The following is a 17,832-nucleotide window of genomic DNA, read 5'->3' on the forward strand; positions in this document are numbered from 1 at the left end:
AGGACCAGTTCGCGGGGGCTGAACGGCTTGGTGACGTAGTCGTCGGCGCCGACCTCCAGGCCCAGGATGCGGTCGTCCTCGTCGCCGCGGGCGGTGAGCATGACGACGGGTACGGCGGCCCGTGCGCGCAGCCGGCGGCAGACCTCCAGGCCGTCCATGCCGGGCAGCATCAGGTCGAGGACCACCAGGTCCGGCCAGTGGGCGGCGGCCCGGGTGAGGGCGGTGGGACCGTCGTCGGCCCGGTCCACGAGATAGCCGGCGCGGCCGAGGTATCCGGCGACGACCTCCGCCACCGTGGCGTCGTCGTCGACGACCAGGACGCGGGCGGCCGCGGAATCGGACGGCGGGGCCGGTTCTGGGGCGACGGGGGCGGCGGGGGCGGCTCCACGAGTGGCGCGGTGGGTGACGCCGCCCGTGCCGGGCGGGTGCGGTTGCTGCATGGTCCCAGCCTCGCACCGGGCCGTCGCGGGTGTCGCTCCCGCGGCCCGTGCCCGGCCGCGACGTCCGCGTTTCGTAAGGAGCAGCGGTCCGGTATGTCCGCTTCCCGTTCGTAGGGTGAACGGGGTGACCACCTCATCACCTTCCTCACCGGCGACCGTGGACGTGGTGCTGCCCTGCCTGGACGAGGCGGCGGCCCTGCCCTGGGTGCTCGCCCGGATCCCGGACGGCTGGCGCGCCCTCGTCGTGGACAACGGCTCCACCGACGGCTCGCCGGACCTCGCCCGCGCCCTCGGCGCCACCGTCGTCCACGAGCCGCGGCGCGGTTTCGGTGCCGCCTGCCACGCCGGGCTCACCGCCGCCACCGCCGACGTCGTCTGTTTCTGCGACTGCGACGCCTCCCTCGACCCCCGGCACCTCCTGCCCTTCGTGCGGGAGGTGCTCGACGACCGGGCCGATCTGGTCCTCGGCCGGCGGCGGGCGCGGGGCCGGGGCGCCTGGCCCGCGCACGCCCGGGCCGGCAACCTGGCGCTCGCACGGCTGCTGCGCCGCCGTACCGGACTGCGGCTGCACGACCTCGGCCCGCTGCGGGCCGCCCGCCGGGAGCCGCTGCTCGCGCTCGGTCTGAGCGACCGGCGCAGCGGCTATCCGCTCCAGATGGTGGTGCGGGCGGCCGACGCCGGCTGGCGGATCACCGAGCACGACGTGCCGTACCTGCCGCGCGCCGGCGCCTCCAAGGTGACGGGCACCTGGCGCGGCACCTGGCAGGCGGTGCGGGACATGAGCCGCGTCCTGGCCGAACCGCCCACCGACGGGAGGGCCGTACGGTGACCACGCTGCTCGTCATCGCCAAGGAGCCGCTGCCGGGGCGGGTCAAGACGCGGCTCACCCCGCCGTTCAGCCCGGCGGAGGCGGCGGCGCTCGCCGAGGCGGCGCTCGCCGACACCCTGCACGCCGTGGCGGCCACCCCGGCCGACCGGCACGTGCTGGTGCTGGACGGGGTTCCCGGCCCCTGGCTGCCGCCCGGCTTCGACGTCGTGCCGCAGTGCGCCGGCGGTCTGGACGTCCGGCTGGCCGACGCGTTCGCCCGGTGCACGGGTCCCGCCCTGCTCATCGGCATGGACACCCCGCAGGTGACGCCGGACCTGCTGGCCGTGGACTTCGCCGGGTACGACGCGTGTTTCGGGCCGGCGGCGGACGGCGGTTTCTGGGCACTGGGGCTGGCCGAGCCCGATCCGGAGCTGCTGCGGGGCGTACCCATGTCGACGCGGTGGACGGGCGCGGTGCAGCGGCGGCGGCTGGTGGCGGCGGGGCTGCGGGTGCGCGACCTGCCCCGGCTGCGGGACGTGGACACCGCCGCCGACGCGGTGGCGGTCGCCGCGCTCGCGCCGCGCGGCCGGTTCGCCGCCCGGCTGGCCCGGTGCACCGCCCGCACCGGCCCCGGGACGGCCCGATGAGCACGCCGCCGGCCGTCGCCTGGGCCGGTGCCGACCCCTACGCGGCCGCGCTGCGCACCGGGCGCGGTCCGCTGTTCCTGCGCCGCAGCGACGGCTGGCTGCTGCCGCTGGAGGTCGAACGGTGGTGCGCGCGGGCGGACCCGGTCGACCGCGCGGTGCTGGACCGCTGCGAGGGCACCGTGCTCGATGTCGGCTGCGGGCCGGGGCGGCTCGTGGCCGAACTCGCCGTCCGGGGCCGTACCGTCCTCGGGATCGACGTCAGCGAGGCCGCCGTCGAGCACACCGTGCGGCTCGGCGGACAGGCCCTGTGCCGCTCGGTGTTCGAGCCGCTGCCCGGCGAGGGCCGCTGGGGCACGGTGCTGCTCATGGACGGCAACATCGGCATCGGCGGCGATCCGCGGGCCCTGCTGGACCGGGTGGCCCACCTGCTGTGCCCCGGCGGGCTGCTGATCGCCGAGACGGCCCCGGTGGACGTCGACGAACGGTCCGAGGTGCGGGTCGTCGCCGGCACCGGGGCCGGGACGGGCGGCGGCGTCTTCCCGTGGGCCCGGCTCGGCACCCCGGCCCTGCTGCGGTACGCGGGCCGGGCGGGCTGGCGGGCGGTGGGTCAGTGGACGGCGGGCGGGCGCCGCTTCGCCGCCCTGCGCGGTCTGCCCCGCTCCCGGCCGCGCAGGGCGAGCAGCAGGGCGGAGCCGCCGAACAGCACGGCGCTGATCAGCAGCCAGCGGGCGAGGAAGCCGTCCGGGGACAGGCCGGTGGCGGAGCGGTAGCGCCCGGCGGTCATCCCGGTGATCAGCGGGAACCACACGAGCAGCAGCAGCCCGGACAGGGCGGCCGGGACGCGGACGTACGGCGTCCACTCCCGCCGCCCGGCGGCGCCGAGCCCGCGGAGGACCGCGCGGTCCGCCACCGTGTACAGCGGCAGCAGCACGAGGTCGTGCAGCAGGGCCGCTCCCGCCACCCATAGGGCCACGGCCCGCCAGTCACCCGCGAACAGCCGCACGCCGGCGTACCCGGCGAGCGCGAACGAGCAGGCCAGCAGCAGGATCTGGAAGGGGTTGCCGAGGGCCGGGCGCGGGCGCGTCACAGATGTGCGAGAAGGCATCACAGGTCTCCGAAGGTCAGCCGGGCCACCCACTTGGTGTTGAGGACACCGGGCGCGGCGGGGACGATGATCCGCGCCGGGTAGCCGTGGTCGGGGGACAGTTCCTCGCCGTTGACGTACAGGGCGAGCAGCGCCCGGGGGTCGGCCACCTGGTTGGCGCGCAGCGCCGCGCGGCGGAAGGCGCCGTGCCGCTGCAGCGACTCCACGAGCACGTCGGGCGGGTCGCCGGCGTGGCCGACGAGTGCCGCGAGGTCGCTCAGCCGCACCCCGCGCCACCACTGGTCGGCGGTGGACCAGCCCTCCACGCAGGCGATGGGCAGCGACGCGCTGTGCTGCGGCAGCCGGAGCAGCTCGGCGCGGCTGAGGCGCACGGTTCCGGTGCGCCCGGTGACGATGAGCCGCCACCCTTCCCGGTGGGTGTCGGCCGTGGTGATCCCGGCGTACGCGGCCGTCTTGTTGATCTGGAACCCGTTCGGGCCGCCGCCGGGGTCGGCCGCGCCGTGCGGCGCGAGCAGGGCCGTCCGGCGGAACGGGCCGCCCAGGCTCTGTCCCACCGTGGTCAGGAACAGCAGCAGCGAGCCGCCGCCGACCAGTGCCAGCGCCCCGCGCCGGGAGACGGTGGGCGGCTCGGGGCGCGGGCTGACCAGGTCGCCTTCCTCGCGCCGTCGCCGCCGTACCGCCCGCAGGGCCGTCGGCGCCTTGAGCACGGCGTGCGCGGTGAACGCGGCGAAGAACACCCAGGCACCGTAGAAGTGCAGCGGGTAGAACGAGCCCGGGAAGACGTAGTCCAGCTGGATGTTGAGGACACCGGTCGTGAACTCGAACAGTCCGCCGCCGACGAGCAGCAGCAGGGAGATCCGCTCCAGCGCGTGCGCGACCGAGCGGGCCGGGGGCAGGGCGAACAGCCGCGGCACCACCGACCACAGCTTGGCCAGCAGCACCGGGATCAGGGTGATGCCCAGGGTGACGTGGAGCCCTTGCGTGAACCGGTACAGCCACACCGGGCCGGTGGGCCAGGCGAAGAGGTAGAAGCCGAGGATCCCCTTGTCCGGTGTCTGGTCGTTGACCCGGGACAGGTCCGGGTTGTACGCCGCGTACGACACCAGCCCGGTCAGGAACAGCACGGTGATGCCGGCCAGCAGCACCAGCCCGAGCACCGAGGTGAACCAGGGGCCGCGCAGCGGACTGCGCCAGAAGCCCGGGGAGGAGGGAAGCCGCGGAGGATGGTCTCGCATAGGTCCGACGGTAGGCCGGGAGGGCCCCGTGAGCGGGTCCGCCACCGATGACGAAACGCTGACGTCCGACCGCGGATCCCTCCTCCGCCCCGGTCACCGGCCTAGCGTTCCGGTGTGACCCAGGCCCCCCTCCGTGACCGGTACGCCGGCCTGCGCGCCGATCTCGGTGCCGCGACCGCCGCCGCCCTGCTCGTCCTCGTCGCCGTGCTCGTCGGCCGGCACCTCCAGGACACCCGCCGCACCCTTTTCGTGCACTGGCCGCCGTTGTTCGCCGACTGGGACCCGCACCTGGGCCCGGGGACGCCGGCCGCCGTCCTGGTGGCGGCGGCCGTGGTGGCCTGCGGGCCGTCCGTGGCCGCCCGGCTGCCGTGGCGGTGGCTGCTCCTCGCGGCCTGGGCCACGGCGCTGGCGTGGACGTGGTCGCTGGCGCTGGTGGACGGCTGGCGGCGGGGCGTGGCCGGCCGGCTCACCACCCGCAACGAGTACCTCACGGTGATCGGCCGTTTCCACGACGTCCCGGCCGCGCTGCGCGACTTCACCCACCACATCGTCAGCGGCTCCCCCGACCCCTGGCCCGCCCACGTCGCCGGGCACCCCCCGGCGGCCACCCTCACCTTCGTCCTGCTGGACCGGGCCGGGCTGCGCGGCGGCGGCTGGGCCGGGGCCTGGTGCGTGACGGTCGGCGCGACCGCCTGCGTGGCGGTGCTGGTGGGGGTGCGGGCCCTGGCCGGCGAGCGTCCGGCCCGGCGGGCGGCGCCGTTCCTGGTCCTGGCCCCGGCCGCGGTGTGGGTGGGCGCCTCGGCCGACGGGTACTTCGCCGCGGTCGCCGCCTGGTCGGTGGCGCTGCTGGCCCTCGCGGTCACCGGACGGTCCGTGGCCTGGGCGGCGGGCGGCGGCCTCCTGTACGGACTGACCTGTTATCTCTCCTACGGCCTGACGCTGTTCGCGCTGATCGCCGCGGCGGTGCTGTGGGCGGGCCGGCACCGGGTCCGCGCGCGACCGGTGCTGCCGGTGCTGTTCCTGGCCGGGGCGGCGGTCGTCCCGGTGGTGTTCACGCGGGCCGGGTTCGACTGGTGGGAGGGGTACCGGCTGCTGGTCACGCGCTACTACCAGGGTGTCGGCGGCACCCGGCCCTACGGCTACTGGGTGTGGGCCAATCTGGCCTGCACGGTGCTGATCACCGGCCCGGCCACGGTGGCGGGCCTGCGGCGGGCCGCCCTGCTGGGGATCCGGCCGCGCACGGCGCCGCGGGACGGGGCGCGTCTCGCCCTCCTCGTGGCGGCGGCCCTGCTGGCGCTGCTCGTCGCGGACCTGTCCGGGATGAGCAAGGCGGAGACCGAGCGGATCTGGCTGCCCTTCGCGATGTGGCTGCTCGCGGCCGGCGCGTTCCTGCCCCGGCCACGCGGCTGGCTGGCGGCGCAGGCGGTGCTCGCGCTCCTGCTGAACCATCTGCTGTTCACCGGCTGGTGACACCGCGCGCGCCCGCCGCGGTGCTCCCGCCGCGGTGCTCCCGCCGCGGTGCTCCCGCCGCGGTGCTCCCGCCGCGGTGCCCGGGCCGGCCGGCGTGCCGCCGGCCGGCCCGGTGCTCCCGGTCGAACTCCGCCCGGGGTTCCGGGGCAGGGCTCGGCCCGTGACGCGGATCAGCCTTCCCGGCCAGCCGCCCTGGACCGGAAGCGCCGGTACAGGACGGTGCCGCCCATCACCGAGGCCAGACCGGCGAGGGCCGCCGTCCAGGTGCCGTCCGTACCGGTGTGCGCCAGGGTGCCGGGCGGCTGCCGCACGACCACCGGGACCGGCTTCGGCAGCGTGTGGGCCTTCGGCGGGTGGTGCGGCCGCGGCGGCTCGGAATGCACCGGCGGGGTGACCCGCGTGGGCGGCTTCGGCGCGGTGGGCTCGGGGTGGTCGCCCGGGCCGTTCACGGACGTGTTGCCGAAGACGGGGTTGCCGATGCCCACCACGTTCACGGTGTTGCCGCTGACGTTCACGGGCAGGTCGACCGGCAGCTGGATCCCGTTGCCGGAGATCACACCGGGCGAGTTCTGCTCGGTGCCGTGGGCCGTGGCCCCGCCGGGTGCCGCGGCCGTTTCCTGCTGCGTCCCGGTCCCCTTCCCGGCGGTGTGGCCGCCCACGTTGGCGCAGCGGTTGCCCATCGCCGGGTTGAGCAGTCCGACCACGTCGACGGTGTTCCCGCACACGTTCACCGGGAGGTGCACCGGCAGTTGGATGCCGTTGCCGGAGATCAGCCCGGGCGAGCCGGCCGCGGTGCCGTTCGCTGCGGAGTCGGCGTGGACCGGCCCCGCCACTGCCATCGCGCCGGAGGCGGCGGCGACGGCGATCACACTGTTTCGGGTAACCCGTTTCATCGGTTCCCTGTCCTTCCACATACGGTCGCGGGCAGTCGCCCGCACCCGGTGAAACGCTGGCCAAACCGAGCAAGTTATGGCTTATCAGCCTTTCGCCCCGCACGAAGGACGCGTAAGGGTGCCCGAGGGGCCGGATCGGGGCGGGAAAGTTCCGGCCGTTCCGGCCGCTTCGCACACATGGCCGGGCGTGCCGCAGCGGTGGAACCGGGTAACTGGTAGCTCTCGGTAGGGCATCCACTGCCGCCGGAGAACCGAGAGACCGACCGAGACGAGGAGCGATGGCCACCACCGTGCGTGACCCCGGAGCCGACACAGCGCCCGCCAGTCTGCAACTGCCCGGGCTCCTGCTGGGAGTGGGACTCGGGGGATTCCTCGACGGCATCCTGCTGCACCAGCTCCTGCAGTGGCACCACATGCTCAGCAGCACGAACCACGACCGCATCGGCGTCCGGTACTACGATCCCCACACCGTCTCCGGACTGGAGATGAACACCCTGTGGGACGGCGTCTTCCACACGGTGTGCTGGCTCACCGTCCTCGGCGGACTCGCCGTCCTGTACGGCCGGGTGACCACCGGCCGGCGGCAGGTGTGGGCCTCGCGGGTGCTGTGGGGCTGGATCCTGGCCGGCTGGGGGCTGTTCAACCTGGTGGAGGGCCTGCTCGACCATCAGATCCTGGGCATCCACCACGTCCACGGCGGGCCGTACCAGGTGTGGTGGGACATCGCCTTCCTGGTCCTCGGCGCGCTGCTGGTGGCCGGCGGCGGGCTGCTGCGGCGCGGCGCACCGCCCTTCGACCCCGCCGCCCCGCGCACCGGCCGTGGGGCGGGCGCCGCCTGATGGACCACCACCACACCCCCCACCACGAGGGCGGCGGAGTGCTCGGGGTGCTGCTGCCGGCCCTGGCCCTGCTGCTGTGCGCGGGCGGCTACCTGCTGCTGGTGCGCCGGGCGCACCGCCGTGGCCGGGCCTGGAGCCCCTGGCGTACCGCCGGTTTCGGCGCCGGCCTGGCCCTGCTGGCGGTGGCGCTGCTGCCGCCGCTCGCGCCCTTCGCGCACCGCGACTTCCGCGGGCACATGACCCAGCACCTGCTCATCGGCATGTACGCCCCCCTCGGGCTGGTCCTCGGCGCCCCGGTCACCCTGCTGCTGCGCGCGCTGCGCGCACCGCACGCCCGCCGCGTCACCGCGTTCCTGCACAGCGGCCCGGCCCGGCTGCTCTCCCACCCGGTCCCGGCCCTGCTGCTGGCCACGGGCAGCCTCCCGGTCCTGTACTTCACCCCGCTCTACGACACCGTCCTGGCCCACCCGGCGGGACACTGGCTGCTGCACGCGCACTTCCTGCTCTCGGGGTGCCTGTTCGCGTACTCGGTGGCGGGGCCCGATCCCGCCCCGGCCCGCCCCGGGGCGCGCGCCCGGCTGGTCGTCCTGGGGTGCACGATCGCGGTGCACGCGGTCGTCGCGCAGCTGATGTACGGCGGTTTCTGGGTGCATGTGCACGCTCCCGTCCCCGAGGTCCGGGGCGGCGCGGAGATCATGTACTACGGCGGCGACATCGCCGAACTCCTGCTCGCGGCGGCCCTGGTCGCCACCTGGCGCCCGGAACGGCCCGTGCTGCGCGAACCGGCGGTACGCGCCGTCTAGCGCCCCGAAAACAGTAGCCATGGACATAGTAGCCATGTACCGTATTTGGCATGAACAAGGTGTCCGAAGGCGCCACGCCCGGTTTCCTGGTGTGGCGGTTGTCCATGAAGTGGCGGGTCGCCGTGGACCGTGCGGTGGCCCCGCTCGGACTCACCCACGCGCAGTACGTGGTGGTGGCGTCGCTGCACGGCCTGCACCGCTCGGGGGTGCGCCCCAGTCAGCGCCGCCTCGCCGACCACACCGGACTGGAGGCCCTCTACGTCTCCAAGCTGGCCCGGGGCCTGGAGTCGGCCGGGCTGGTCGAGCGCACCCGTGACCCGGACGACCCGCGCGCGGTACAGCTCGCCCTCACCGAGCGGGGCCGTGCGACCACCCGCGAGGCGATCGACGTCGTCCAGGGGCTGCTGCGCCAGCTGCTGGCCCCGCTCGGCGGTGCCGGCGGCCCGCGCGCCCAGGAGTTCACCCGGGACCTGACGGCCCTGCTCGACGCACCACTCGACCCGTTCGGCAGCACCGATCACGAGACGGAGCAGTCATGACCACCACCGCGCCCCGCGCCGACGGCCGCACCATAGCCCTCGCCCACTACGCCTCCCGCGCCGTGCTCGAACACGTCCTCGCCCCGCACGGCATCGACTACCTGCAGTCCATCGCCCTGCGCCTGGCGGCCGTGGCGGACGGACCGGTCGAGCGGGCCGGCCTGGCGGACGGCGTCGCCGGCGCGGTGAAGGCCGGCGAGGACGACGCCCGGCGCGCCGTCGAGGCCCTGGCCGCGGCGGGCCTGATCGCGCCGGAGGGGCCGTCGGGCGCGCGCATCACGGAGGCCGGCCGGGAGCTGTACGCCACGACCTCGGCCGAGGCCGCGGTGTTCTCCGCGCGGCTGTACGCGGGCATCCCCGAGGAGGACCGCGCGGTGGCCGGCCGGGTGCTCGCCCTGGTCACCGAGCGGGCCGACGCCGAACTGGCGGCTCTCCGGCAGGGGTAGCCACCCCCTCCAGGTAGTGGAATATTCAACAACTGCGCCCCGTTGGGACCGTCGAAGGCGTCCAGGACGTCGAAGGAGGTCACGAGTGGAGACGCGAGTGGAGACCACGTACTACGACCGGGGCACCCCCGCCGAGCGCTGGGAGCGCGCGCGGCTGTTCTTCGACGCGAAGGACTACGCCGGCGCGGCCCGGGTGCTGGCCCGGCTGGTCGAGGAGGTGCCGGAGCAGACCGGACCGCGGCTGCTGCTGGCCCGGGCCTACTACCACTCGGCCCAGCTGCGCCGCGCCGAGGCCGAGCTGCGCACCGTCGTGGAGCGCGACCCGGTGGAGCACTACGCCCGGCTGATGCTGGGCCGCACGCTCGAACGGCAGGCCCGGCACGAGGAGGCGGAGCGGCACCTGCGGATCGCCTCGGCGCTCGCGGGCGACTTCCCGCAGGAGTGAACCGCCGGCGCACCCGCCCGCCGGTCAGGGGCCCGGTTCCCGTCGGGGGCCGGGCCCCGGCACGTCCCGTGACCGGACCGCCCTCCCCGCGGGATCACAGGGGGGTCGCCGCGTGCAGGACCAGGAACAGGGTGACGGCGGAGTTCGCCGACGACATGGCGGACACCAGTGCCCCGGCGGCCGCCGCCCAGGCCGCCAGGCCGACCGAGGTGAACGCCGGTGGCCAGGTACGGACCGCCGGCGCGGGGGCCAGCAGCGCGGCCACCCGGCGCGGCACGGGACCGGTGGCCGCGAGCGCGGCCAGGGTCGGCGCCGGGCCGCCCGGGGACAGCAGGGCCGCCTTGCCGATGGCGCGGGCGACCGCGCGCCGGTCGCCCACCACGCGGGCCGCCTCCTCGTCCGCCCACCGCTCGGCCGTGTAGACGACGGCGGTGCGCAGCGGACGCAGGAACGGGTTGGCGCGGGCCGCCAGGTGCGCGGCGAGCAGGTACCGGTGGTGACGGGCGCTCAGGTGGGCGCGCTCATGGGCGAACAGGGCGCGCCGCTCGACGGGCGCGAGCCCGGCCAGCAGAGCCGTGGTGACGACGATCCGGCCCCGCCCGCCGGGCAGGGCGTACGCGTACGGCGTGCTGTCCGGCAGGACCGCCACCGTGGGACCCGGCACCCCGGCCAGCGCCCGGCGGGCCCGGCGGACGACCCGGCGGTGCCGCCCGAGGGTGCGGGCGCAGGCGGCGGTCACCAGGGCGAGCGCGGGGATGGCGGCCCGGCCGGCCACCTCGTCGTGCGGGACGGCGGCCCGCACCTGCGGGTCGGACCAGCCGTCCGGCAGGGGATTGCCGGGGAGCTGGGCGGTGCCGACCACCATGAGCAGGGCCAGGCACAGGGTGCTGCAGCCGGCCATGACGACGGCGACCGCGGTCAGCAGCCGGGCGGCGGTGCGCGGGTGCAGCCGGGTCTCGGCGAGCCGGGCGACCGGCCAGGCGGACAGCGGCAGCACCAGCGGCAGGAAGACGAAGACCCCCATGTGCGGTCAGCCCTCCGTACCGCCGGCGTCCGGGTCCGGGATGTCGAGCAGGGCCCGCAGCACCTGCTCGTCGCCGGGCGGCAGGGCGGTGACGAAGCTGGCCAGGACCGCCTCGCGGTCCCGTTCGCCGTCCAGCAGGCGGCGCATGCGCAGGGCGGCCAGCCGGGCCACGTCGGCCGTCGGCGTCCACACGAAGGACCGGCCGTGCCGTTCGCGGGTCACGACGTCCTTGGCGAGCAGCCGGGTCAGGATGGTGACGACGGTCGTGTGGGCGAGGTCGCCGCCGAGGCGCTGCCGCACCCAGGCAGCGGTGACCGGCCCGTCCGCCTCGCGCAGCGCGCCGAGGACCTGGCCCTCGAGTTCGCCCTGGCCGCGCCGCCGGGCGCGCTCGCCCTCCCGCGCCATCGTCGTGCGTCCCCTCTCTCGGCGTCGGCGTGCCGCCCCACGCTACTTCACCCCGCCGGCACGGCCGTGGGCGCGGCGCCCGCGCCGGTACGCGATCTCGCCGAGGACGATGTCGGCGGTGAGGAAGCCGGCCAGCGGGATGCCGAGCAGCGGCACGAACCAGCCGAGCACGGCGACGGCCGCGAGCGCCGGGACGAGCAGGTACGGCGGCACCTCGGCCCAGGCGCCGCGCGGGACGGGCCGGCCGAAGGCGGAACCCCGGCCGCGCTGCCACCACATGCGGTAGCCCCACAGGATGAGAAGGATCAGGGCGAGCGCGAGCAGGGCGAGGGCGATCTGGTTGGCGAGCCCGAACAGGACGCCGGTGTGCAGGTCGATGCCCCAGCGGGTGAGCTTGGCGAGCAGCGGGTAGTCGGCGAACCGCAGCTCGTCGGTGACCTGCCCGGTGGCCGGGTCGACGGCGACGGAGTCCTGCTTCGTGGGCCACGCGCGCCGGACCTGCCGGACGACCCAGGCGCTGTCCGCGCCGGCCGGCGGCACGATCTCCACCGGGTCGGCCAGCCCCTTCGCGCGGGCCGCCGCCAGCACCCTGTCCAGGCCCACGCCGTGCCCGGCCGTGCCGCCGGTGCCGGCCGCCGTGCCGTGGCCCGCGTGCTCGCCGACGGCCACGGCCGCCGAGACGGACGGGGTGGCCTGGCCCAGGGAGGTGCGCAGTTCGTCGATGTTCGCGCCGGCGTACGCCGACCAGGTCAGGCCGGTGGCGGACAGGAACACGAACCCGGCGGCGGTCCAGACTCCGACCGTGCCGTGCAGGCCGAGGGTGCGGCGCCGGCCGCTGGTGCCGCGGACCCGGCGCAGGGCGCGGCGCCGGGAGAACCACAGCACCAGGCCGCCGCCCGCGACCACCCACAGCCAGCTGGCGGCCAGTTCGCTGTAGAGCCGGCCGGTCTCGCCCAGGTGGAGGTCGCGGTGGAGTTCGTCGATCCAGGTGCGCAGCGGCAGCGCTCCGGTCGAGCCGTACTGCTCCAGGGCGCCGCGGACCTTCCCGGTGTACGGGTCCACGAACACGGCGAGGGTGTGCCCGGGGTCGACTCCCTCGACACCGGAGAGCAGCACGCGGGTGGTGGCGCCGGCTTCGGGCGCGGGGCGCACGGCGGTGACGGTGCCCTCGGGACGGGCCTCGCGGGCGGCGGCGACCTGGGCGGAGAGCGGCAGCTCCCGCTCCCCCACCGGGACGGTCAGCTCGTGGTCGTACACGAGCCGCTCGGCCTGGAAGGAGCCCGCGTACAGCAGGCCGGTGACGGCGGCGACCAGCAGGAAGGGGGCGATGAGCACGCCGGCGTAGAAGTGCAGGCGCAGCACGAGGGGGCGCAGGGGTGCCCAGCGGCCGCGGGCGGCGGGGCGGGACGCCTCGGCGGGGACGGCCGGGGGTGCGGTGGTCATCGGCGGGCTTCTCCGGGGACGGGGGGCGAAAGCGGTGGTGCTCCAGTGGTCGGACGGCGAAGCGGCCGAGTTCCCGGTGGTGCGGGTGACCTGTGCCACACGAACCGGGGGGCGGGCGTGGCATCCTGACGCGATGGCACCTCCCCGTGATTGCGCGCCCCTCGCCGAGCGCGTCGAGGAACTCCTGGCCGCCGGCGGCCCCTTGCCCATCGTCGCGGCCGGACAGCCGGTGCTGCGGCGCGGCACCGTACCGTACGACGGTCAGCTCGGGCCGGCGCTGCTGGCCCGGTTCGTCGAGGCCCTGCGCGTCACCATGCACGCGGCCCCCGGCGTGGGCCTGGCCGCGCCGCAGGTCGGCGTACCGCTGCGGATCGCGGTCCTGGAGGACCCGGCGCCGGTGCCGGAGGAGGTCGCGGCGGCCCGGGGCCGTGTGCCGCAGCCGTTCCGGGTGCTGGTCAACCCGGTGTACGAGCCGGCCGGCGGCGCACGCGCCGCGTTCTTCGAGGGGTGCCTGAGCGTGCCGGGCTGGCAGGCGGTGGTGGCCCGGCACGCCGAGGTCAGGCTGCGCGCCGAGGACGAGCACGGCCGGCCGCTGGACGAGGTGTTCACCGGCTGGCCGGCCCGCATCGTCCAGCACGAGACGGACCACCTGGACGGCACCCTGTACCTGGACCGCGCGGAGTTGCGCTCGCTGCCCACGAACGAGGCGGTCGCGGCGCTGTGGAACGAGCCGGCGCCCCGGCGGGCCGCCGAGGCGCTCGGCTTCGAACTGCCCTGAGGGGCGGGTCAGTTGTCCCGGTAGGCCTCCAGCAGCCGCAGCCACACCTCGCTCAGGGTCGGGTAAGAGGGGACGGCGTGCCACAGGCGGTCGACCGGGACGCGGCCGGCGACGGCGACGGTGGCCGAGTGGATGAGTTCGCCGACACCGGGACCGACGAAGGTGACCCCGCGAAGGATCTCCTCCTCAAGGTCCACGACCATGCGGGCGCGGCCCTTGTAGCCGTCGCCGTACAGGCCGGCGCCCGCGACGGAGGAGAACTCGACGTCGACGGCGCGCACACGGTGGCCGGCCTGTTCGGCCTCGGCCAGGGAGAGGCCGACCGCGGCGGCCTCCGGGTCGGTGAAGACGACCTGCGGTACGGCGTGGTGGTCGGCGGTGGCCGCGTGGGCGCCCCAGGGCTCCTCCGCGAGGGTGCTGCCGGAGGCCCGGGCGGCGATCGCGGCGCCGGCGATGCGGGCCTGGTACTTGCCCTGGTGGGTGAGGAGGGCGCGGCGGTTGACGTCGCCGATTGCGTAGAGCCAGTCGGTGCCCGGGACGCGGAGGCTGTCGTCCACGTCCAGCCAGGAGCCGGGTTCCAGGCCGACGGTCTCCAGGCCGAGGTCGTCGGTGTGCGGGACGCGCCCGGTGGCGAAGAGGATCTCGTCGGCCTCGATCCGGTCGCCGGCGGAGGTGACGGCCACGACCGTGCCGTCCTCGCGCCCGACGGACTCCACGGAGGTGCCGGTGCGGATGTCGACGCCCGCCTCGGTGAGGGCCTCGGCGACCAGTTCCCCGGCGAACGGCTCCATCCGGTTCAGCAGGCCCTTGCCGCGGACCAGCAGGGTGACCCGGGAGCCGAGGGCCTGCCAGGCGGTGGCCATCTCGGTGGCGACGACCCCGCCGCCCACGACGATCAGCCGGCCGGGTGCCGCCTTGCCGCTGGTGGCCTCGCGGCTCGTCCAGGGCTTGACGTCGGCGAGTCCGGGCAGGTCGGGCAGCTGGGCGCGGGTGCCGGTGGAGACGGCGACGGCGTGCCGGGCGGTGAGCGTGGTGACCGTGCCGTCGGGGGCGGTGACGGTGACCGTGCGCGGTCCGGCCAGCCTGCCCCGGCCGCGGTAGAGGTCGGTGCCGGTGCCCTCGAGCCAGGTGACCTGGCCGTCGTCGTGCCAGTGGGAGGTGTAGTCGTCCCGGCGGGCCAGGACCGCCCGGGTGTCGAGCGGGCCCCGGACCGCCTGGGCGAGGCCGGGCAGACGACGGGCGTCGGCCTGTGCGATGACCGGCCTGAGCAGGGCCTTGCTGGGCATGCAGGCCCAGTACGAACACTCGCCGCCGAGCAGTTCGCTCTCCACGAGCGCGGTGGTCAGCCCGGCCGCGCGGGTGCGGTCGGCGACGTTCTCCCCCACGGGCCCGCCCCCGATCACCACGACGTCGTACGCGATGGATTCCGTTTCCGTCATGGAGTCAGTCTGGTGGGTGGTGTGCGCCGTGGCCACACGGGTACGCGCGCGGAACACAGGCGTGCACGGGTGGAATAGGCGGCCCGGCGACCGTGTTGGCGCGGTCGGCACACCCCTACACCAGGAAGCGGGAATCACGCCATGAGCAGCACCGTGGAGCTGACCAAGGAGAACTTCGACCGGACGGTCAGCGAGAACGAGTTCGTTCTCATCGACTTCTGGGCGCAGTGGTGCGGCCCGTGCCGGCAGTTCGCGCCCGTCTACGAGAAGGCGGCCGCCGACAACCCCGACCTGGTGTTCGCCAAGGTGGACACCGAGGCGCAGCCGGAGCTGGCCGCGGCCTTCGACATCCAGTCGATCCCGACCCTGATGATCATCCGCGACCAGGTGGCGGTCTTCGCCCAGCCGGGCGCCCTGCCCGCGCCGGTGCTCGAGGACCTGATCGGCCAGGCCCGCAACCTCGACATGGACGAGGTCCGCAAGAGCATCGCCGACCGGCAGGACCAGACGCAGGAGTGACCCGCGGGGGGCGGCGGTGCCGGGTCAGCTGGACTCCCGCCGCACCACCGTGGCCCCCAGCACGGTGTGCACCTCCGGTTCCCCGCCGGGGTCGCGTACCGCGCGGTCGACCAGTTCGGCCAGGGCGCGGCCCGAGGGCAGCTCGATGTGGACGGTGCTGAGCCGGGGCCGCAGCAGCCGGCCCAGCATCAGGTCGTCCGCGCCGATCACCGCGACATCCTCGGGGACGCGCAGACCCTCGTCCTGCAGGGCGCGCATCAGCAGCATCGCGTACTCGTCGTTGTAGGCGAACACCGCGTCCAGGCCCGCGGCGCGCCAGCCGGCCGCCGCTTCGGCCGCGGCCTCCTCGGTGTAGGCCAGCGGCAGTTCCGTCACACCGGTCCCGGTGCCGCGCAGCGCCTCGCGGACGCCGGCGAGCCGGGGCAGCGCGTAGGCGTCGAGGCCCGGCTCCACGGGCACCACGACACCGATCCGGCGCCGGCCCCGCTCGTACAGGTGGGCGCCCGCGCAGCGGCCGACGGCTTCGTGGTCCATCAGCAGCGCGTGCGCCCCGTCGACGCGGCCGGGGCCCAGGGTGACCACGGCCCGGGTCCCGGAGCGCTTGAGCAGGACGACGCCCTCCGGTCCGAGACCGGCACCGGGCACGAGGACGGCCACCGGCCGCAGCTCGGCCCAGGCGCGCACGGCCTCGTCGCCCTGCAGGCCGACGCTGCCGTACTGCACGACGGTGTAGTCGAGCCGGCCGAGCGCCCACTGGAGGTCGCTGAGGAACCCGCTGTACAGCGGGCCCACCGGGATCGCCGGGGCGGGCATCAGGACCATCCGGCTGTGTCCGGCGCGCAGGCTGCGGGCGGCGGCGTGCGGGACGTACCCCAGCTCCCGGGCGGCCTCGCGCACGCGGCGGCGGGTCGCCTCGCTGATCCGTACGGCGCTGGTGTTGTTGAGGACGTAGGACACGGTCGCGCGCGAGACGCCGGCCAGGCGGGCCACGTCGGCACTCGTGGGCGTGTTCGGTATCTGCACCATGACAGGGCGCATCTTGGCAGAGGCGCGGGCGCCGGGAGCGGGCGGGGCGAGGTGGTTCACGCTTCGACGAACACGGCGCCCGGCCGGTGTCAGCGGGGCCGGTCCGTGCCGGTCACCCGGGCGACCAGGTCGAGCCAGCCGGCCTCCAGCCGCTCCATGGGCATCCCGCGCTGCCGGGTCAGGTGGTGGATCAGCGCGGGGTCCAGCGAGGCCAGCAGCGTGTGGGCGAGCAGCTCGCAGTCGGCGCCCGGCACGATCTGCCGGAGCAGCACCGTGGTGTGCATGTGCAGCGACCCGAACGCGGGGTGGGTGAACCGGCGGGTCGGCTCCGGCTGGGCGGCCAGCTGCAGGTCCAGCTGCTCGGCCGTGCGGTGCAGGACCGCCGTGCCGAACGCCCGCAGCCGCTCCAGGGGCGGCGAGCCGGGGCCCAGCGGCGGCGGGCCGCTCAGGAAGTCGGCCTGGAGCCGCTTGGCCGAGTGGTCGAGCAGGGCCGTCAGCAGCCCGGTGCGGTCGCCGAAGCGCCGGAAGACGGTGCCCTTGCCCACGTTGGCCGCGGCGGCCACCGCCTCCATCGTGACCCCGGCCACCCCGTGCTCGGCGATCAGCCGGGCGGCGGCCTCCAGCAGCCGGGCCCGGTTGCGGGCCGCGTCGGCGCGCAGGCACGGCTCGTCGGCTTCGGGGCCGGTCTGCATCAGCTGAAGTGGTTCGAGGGGCTCCTGAGGCTGCGGGGAAGACGGCAGGGCGCGGGACATGAAGACAGCGTAAAGCATCGGGAAGAAAACTGGACCCCGGTCCGTTTAGGGTGCTAGAAAGCTAAACGGACCTCGGTCCGGATCGTCCGTAGCGATGTTTCAGCCCCTTGGAGTTCTCATGTCTGTTCGCATCCTCGCGCTCGTCGGCAGCCTTCGCGCCGGTTCGCACAACCGCCAGCTCGCCGAGGCGGCCGTGAAGCTCGCGCCCGAGGGCGCCGAGGTCGAGCTGTTCGAGGGCCTGGCCGACGTCCCGTTCTACAACGAGGACATCGACGTGGAGGGCAGCGTCCCGGCCGCCGCCGTCCGGCTGCGCGAGGCCGCCAACGCCGCCGACGCGTTCCTGCTCTTCTCCCCCGAGTACAACGGCACCATCCCCGCCGTGCTGAAGAACGCCATCGACTGGCTGTCCCGCCCGTACGGCGCCGGCGCCTTCGGCGGCAAGCCCGCGGCCGTGGTCGGCACCGCCTTCGGCCAGTACGGCGGCGTGTGGGCGCAGGATGAGGCCCGCAAGGCCGTGGGCATCGCCGGCGGCAAGGTGATCGAGGACATCAAGCTGTCCATCCCCGGCTCCCTGACCCGCTTCGCCGAGACCCACCCGGCCGACGACGCCGAGGTCGCCGCCCAGCTGACCGAGGTCGTGGCCCGCCTGCACGGCACCGTGGGCGCGGCGGCCTGAACCGTCGGCACCCGCAGATGAGGGGGAGGCCGCGCTCGGGCCGACACCGTGCCACGGGCCGGACGGGCGGGCCTCGCGGGTGCCCCGCGTGCGGGCCCCG

General features: G+C 75.6%; 21 protein-coding genes. 12 read left to right on the plus strand and 9 right to left on the minus strand.

The window, feature by feature from the left end:
• On the minus strand, positions 1–440 hold a 440-nt coding region (locus tag IE312_RS41705; RefSeq protein ID WP_229900382.1), incomplete at its 3' end, for a response regulator.
• Positions 441–555: 115 nt separating this feature from the next.
• Here IE312_RS41705 and IE312_RS24280 point away from each other — a divergent pair.
• From IE312_RS24280 to IE312_RS24290, 3 genes are read left to right on the plus strand one after another with little or no spacing between them, the layout of a single operon-like run.
• On the plus strand, positions 556–1,269 hold the full coding sequence (locus IE312_RS24280; protein ID WP_189984440.1) for a glycosyltransferase family 2 protein: 714 nt from the start codon (positions 556–558) through the stop codon (positions 1,267–1,269).
• Complete coding sequence (locus IE312_RS24285) at positions 1,266–1,895, plus strand: TIGR04282 family arsenosugar biosynthesis glycosyltransferase (protein ID WP_189984441.1); 630 nt, start codon at positions 1,266–1,268, stop codon at positions 1,893–1,895. Before IE312_RS24280 ends, IE312_RS24285 begins: the two co-directional genes overlap by 4 nt.
• Entirely contained in the window at positions 1,892–2,665 is a 774-nt protein-coding gene (locus IE312_RS24290) for a class I SAM-dependent methyltransferase (RefSeq protein ID WP_189984442.1), read from the plus strand. The genes IE312_RS24285 and IE312_RS24290 overlap by 4 nt, the downstream gene beginning before the upstream one ends.
• Positions 2,666–2,999: 334 nt before the next feature.
• Here IE312_RS24290 and IE312_RS24300 read toward each other — a convergent pair whose 3' ends face one another.
• Positions 3,000–4,235 (minus strand): molybdopterin-dependent oxidoreductase, encoded by a 1,236-nt coding sequence (locus IE312_RS24300; RefSeq protein ID WP_189984443.1) that lies wholly within the window; start codon positions 4,233–4,235, stop codon positions 3,000–3,002.
• Positions 4,236–4,349: 114 nt separating this feature from the next.
• Between IE312_RS24300 and IE312_RS24305 the strand changes: the two genes are divergently transcribed.
• Positions 4,350–5,705 carry a hypothetical protein gene (locus IE312_RS24305; protein WP_189984444.1) on the plus strand — a complete coding sequence of 452 codons (1,356 nt, stop codon included), beginning with the start codon at positions 4,350–4,352 and terminating at the stop codon, positions 5,703–5,705.
• A 170-nt stretch (positions 5,706–5,875) separates the two neighbouring features.
• On the opposite strand, the gene IE312_RS24310 is transcribed toward IE312_RS24305, so the two are convergent.
• Positions 5,876–6,598 carry a chaplin family protein gene (locus IE312_RS24310; RefSeq protein ID WP_189984445.1) on the minus strand — a complete coding sequence of 241 codons (723 nt, stop codon included), beginning with the start codon at positions 6,596–6,598 and terminating at the stop codon, positions 5,876–5,878.
• Positions 6,599–6,876: 278 nt separating this feature from the next.
• Between IE312_RS24310 and IE312_RS24315 the strand changes: the two genes are divergently transcribed.
• The 5 genes from IE312_RS24315 to IE312_RS24335 all read left to right on the plus strand — a co-directional run bounded on the left by IE312_RS24315 (position 6,877) and on the right by IE312_RS24335 (position 9,670).
• Positions 6,877–7,437: a DUF2243 domain-containing protein gene (locus tag IE312_RS24315; protein WP_189984446.1), complete on the plus strand. Its 561-nt coding sequence runs from the start codon at positions 6,877–6,879 to the stop codon at positions 7,435–7,437.
• Positions 7,437–8,240: a cytochrome c oxidase assembly protein gene (locus IE312_RS24320; protein ID WP_189984447.1), complete on the plus strand. Its 804-nt coding sequence runs from the start codon at positions 7,437–7,439 to the stop codon at positions 8,238–8,240. Before IE312_RS24315 ends, IE312_RS24320 begins: the two co-directional genes overlap by 1 nt.
• Before the next feature lie 50 nt (positions 8,241–8,290).
• A complete protein-coding gene (locus IE312_RS24325; protein WP_189984448.1) occupies positions 8,291–8,779 on the plus strand; it encodes a MarR family winged helix-turn-helix transcriptional regulator in 489 nt (162 codons plus the stop codon).
• A complete protein-coding gene (locus IE312_RS24330; protein WP_189984449.1) occupies positions 8,776–9,225 on the plus strand; it encodes a winged helix DNA-binding protein in 450 nt (149 codons plus the stop codon). The genes IE312_RS24325 and IE312_RS24330 overlap by 4 nt, the downstream gene beginning before the upstream one ends.
• 97 nt (positions 9,226–9,322) lie before the next feature.
• Entirely contained in the window at positions 9,323–9,670 is a 348-nt protein-coding gene (locus tag IE312_RS24335) for a tetratricopeptide repeat protein (protein WP_189984491.1), read from the plus strand.
• A 94-nt stretch (positions 9,671–9,764) separates the two neighbouring features.
• Here IE312_RS24335 and IE312_RS24340 read toward each other — a convergent pair whose 3' ends face one another.
• The 3 genes from IE312_RS24340 to IE312_RS24350 are packed head-to-tail and all read right to left on the minus strand — an operon-like array spanning position 9,765 to position 12,542.
• On the minus strand, positions 9,765–10,694 hold the full coding sequence (locus tag IE312_RS24340) for a M56 family metallopeptidase (RefSeq protein ID WP_189984450.1): 930 nt from the start codon (positions 10,692–10,694) through the stop codon (positions 9,765–9,767).
• A gap of 6 nt (positions 10,695–10,700) precedes the next feature.
• Positions 10,701–11,099 (minus strand): BlaI/MecI/CopY family transcriptional regulator, encoded by a 399-nt coding sequence (locus IE312_RS24345; protein ID WP_189984451.1) that lies wholly within the window; start codon positions 11,097–11,099, stop codon positions 10,701–10,703.
• Positions 11,100–11,141: 42 nt separating this feature from the next.
• Positions 11,142–12,542: a PepSY-associated TM helix domain-containing protein gene (locus tag IE312_RS24350; RefSeq protein WP_189984452.1), complete on the minus strand. Its 1,401-nt coding sequence runs from the start codon at positions 12,540–12,542 to the stop codon at positions 11,142–11,144.
• 133 nt (positions 12,543–12,675) lie between these two features.
• On the opposite strand from IE312_RS24350, the gene IE312_RS24355 reads away from it, so the two are divergent.
• Positions 12,676–13,320, plus strand: a complete 645-nt coding sequence (locus IE312_RS24355) for a peptide deformylase (RefSeq protein ID WP_189984453.1) — start codon at positions 12,676–12,678, stop codon at positions 13,318–13,320.
• A gap of 8 nt (positions 13,321–13,328) precedes the next feature.
• On the opposite strand, the gene IE312_RS24360 is transcribed toward IE312_RS24355, so the two are convergent.
• Positions 13,329–14,759 (minus strand): dihydrolipoyl dehydrogenase family protein, encoded by a 1,431-nt coding sequence (locus IE312_RS24360; RefSeq protein WP_189984454.1) that lies wholly within the window; start codon positions 14,757–14,759, stop codon positions 13,329–13,331.
• Between the two features lie 141 nt (positions 14,760–14,900).
• Between IE312_RS24360 and trxA the strand changes: the two genes are divergently transcribed.
• Positions 14,901–15,278, plus strand: a complete 378-nt coding sequence (gene trxA, locus IE312_RS24365) for a thioredoxin (protein ID WP_189984455.1) — start codon at positions 14,901–14,903, stop codon at positions 15,276–15,278.
• 24 nt (positions 15,279–15,302) lie between these two features.
• Here trxA and IE312_RS24370 read toward each other — a convergent pair whose 3' ends face one another.
• Positions 15,303–16,304: a LacI family DNA-binding transcriptional regulator gene (locus tag IE312_RS24370; protein ID WP_370467592.1), complete on the minus strand. Its 1,002-nt coding sequence runs from the start codon at positions 16,302–16,304 to the stop codon at positions 15,303–15,305.
• A gap of 89 nt (positions 16,305–16,393) precedes the next feature.
• Positions 16,394–17,074 (minus strand): TetR/AcrR family transcriptional regulator, encoded by a 681-nt coding sequence (locus tag IE312_RS24375; RefSeq protein ID WP_189984456.1) that lies wholly within the window; start codon positions 17,072–17,074, stop codon positions 16,394–16,396.
• Positions 17,075–17,174: 100 nt separating this feature from the next.
• On the opposite strand from IE312_RS24375, the gene IE312_RS24380 reads away from it, so the two are divergent.
• Positions 17,175–17,732, plus strand: coding sequence for an NADPH-dependent FMN reductase (locus IE312_RS24380; RefSeq protein WP_189984457.1), 558 nt, complete (start codon positions 17,175–17,177; stop codon positions 17,730–17,732).
• The last annotated feature ends 100 nt before the right edge of the window (positions 17,733–17,832 follow it).

This window comes from Streptomyces capoamus, from assembly GCF_014654935.1.
Lineage (GTDB): Bacteria > Actinomycetota > Actinomycetes > Streptomycetales > Streptomycetaceae > Streptomyces > Streptomyces capoamus.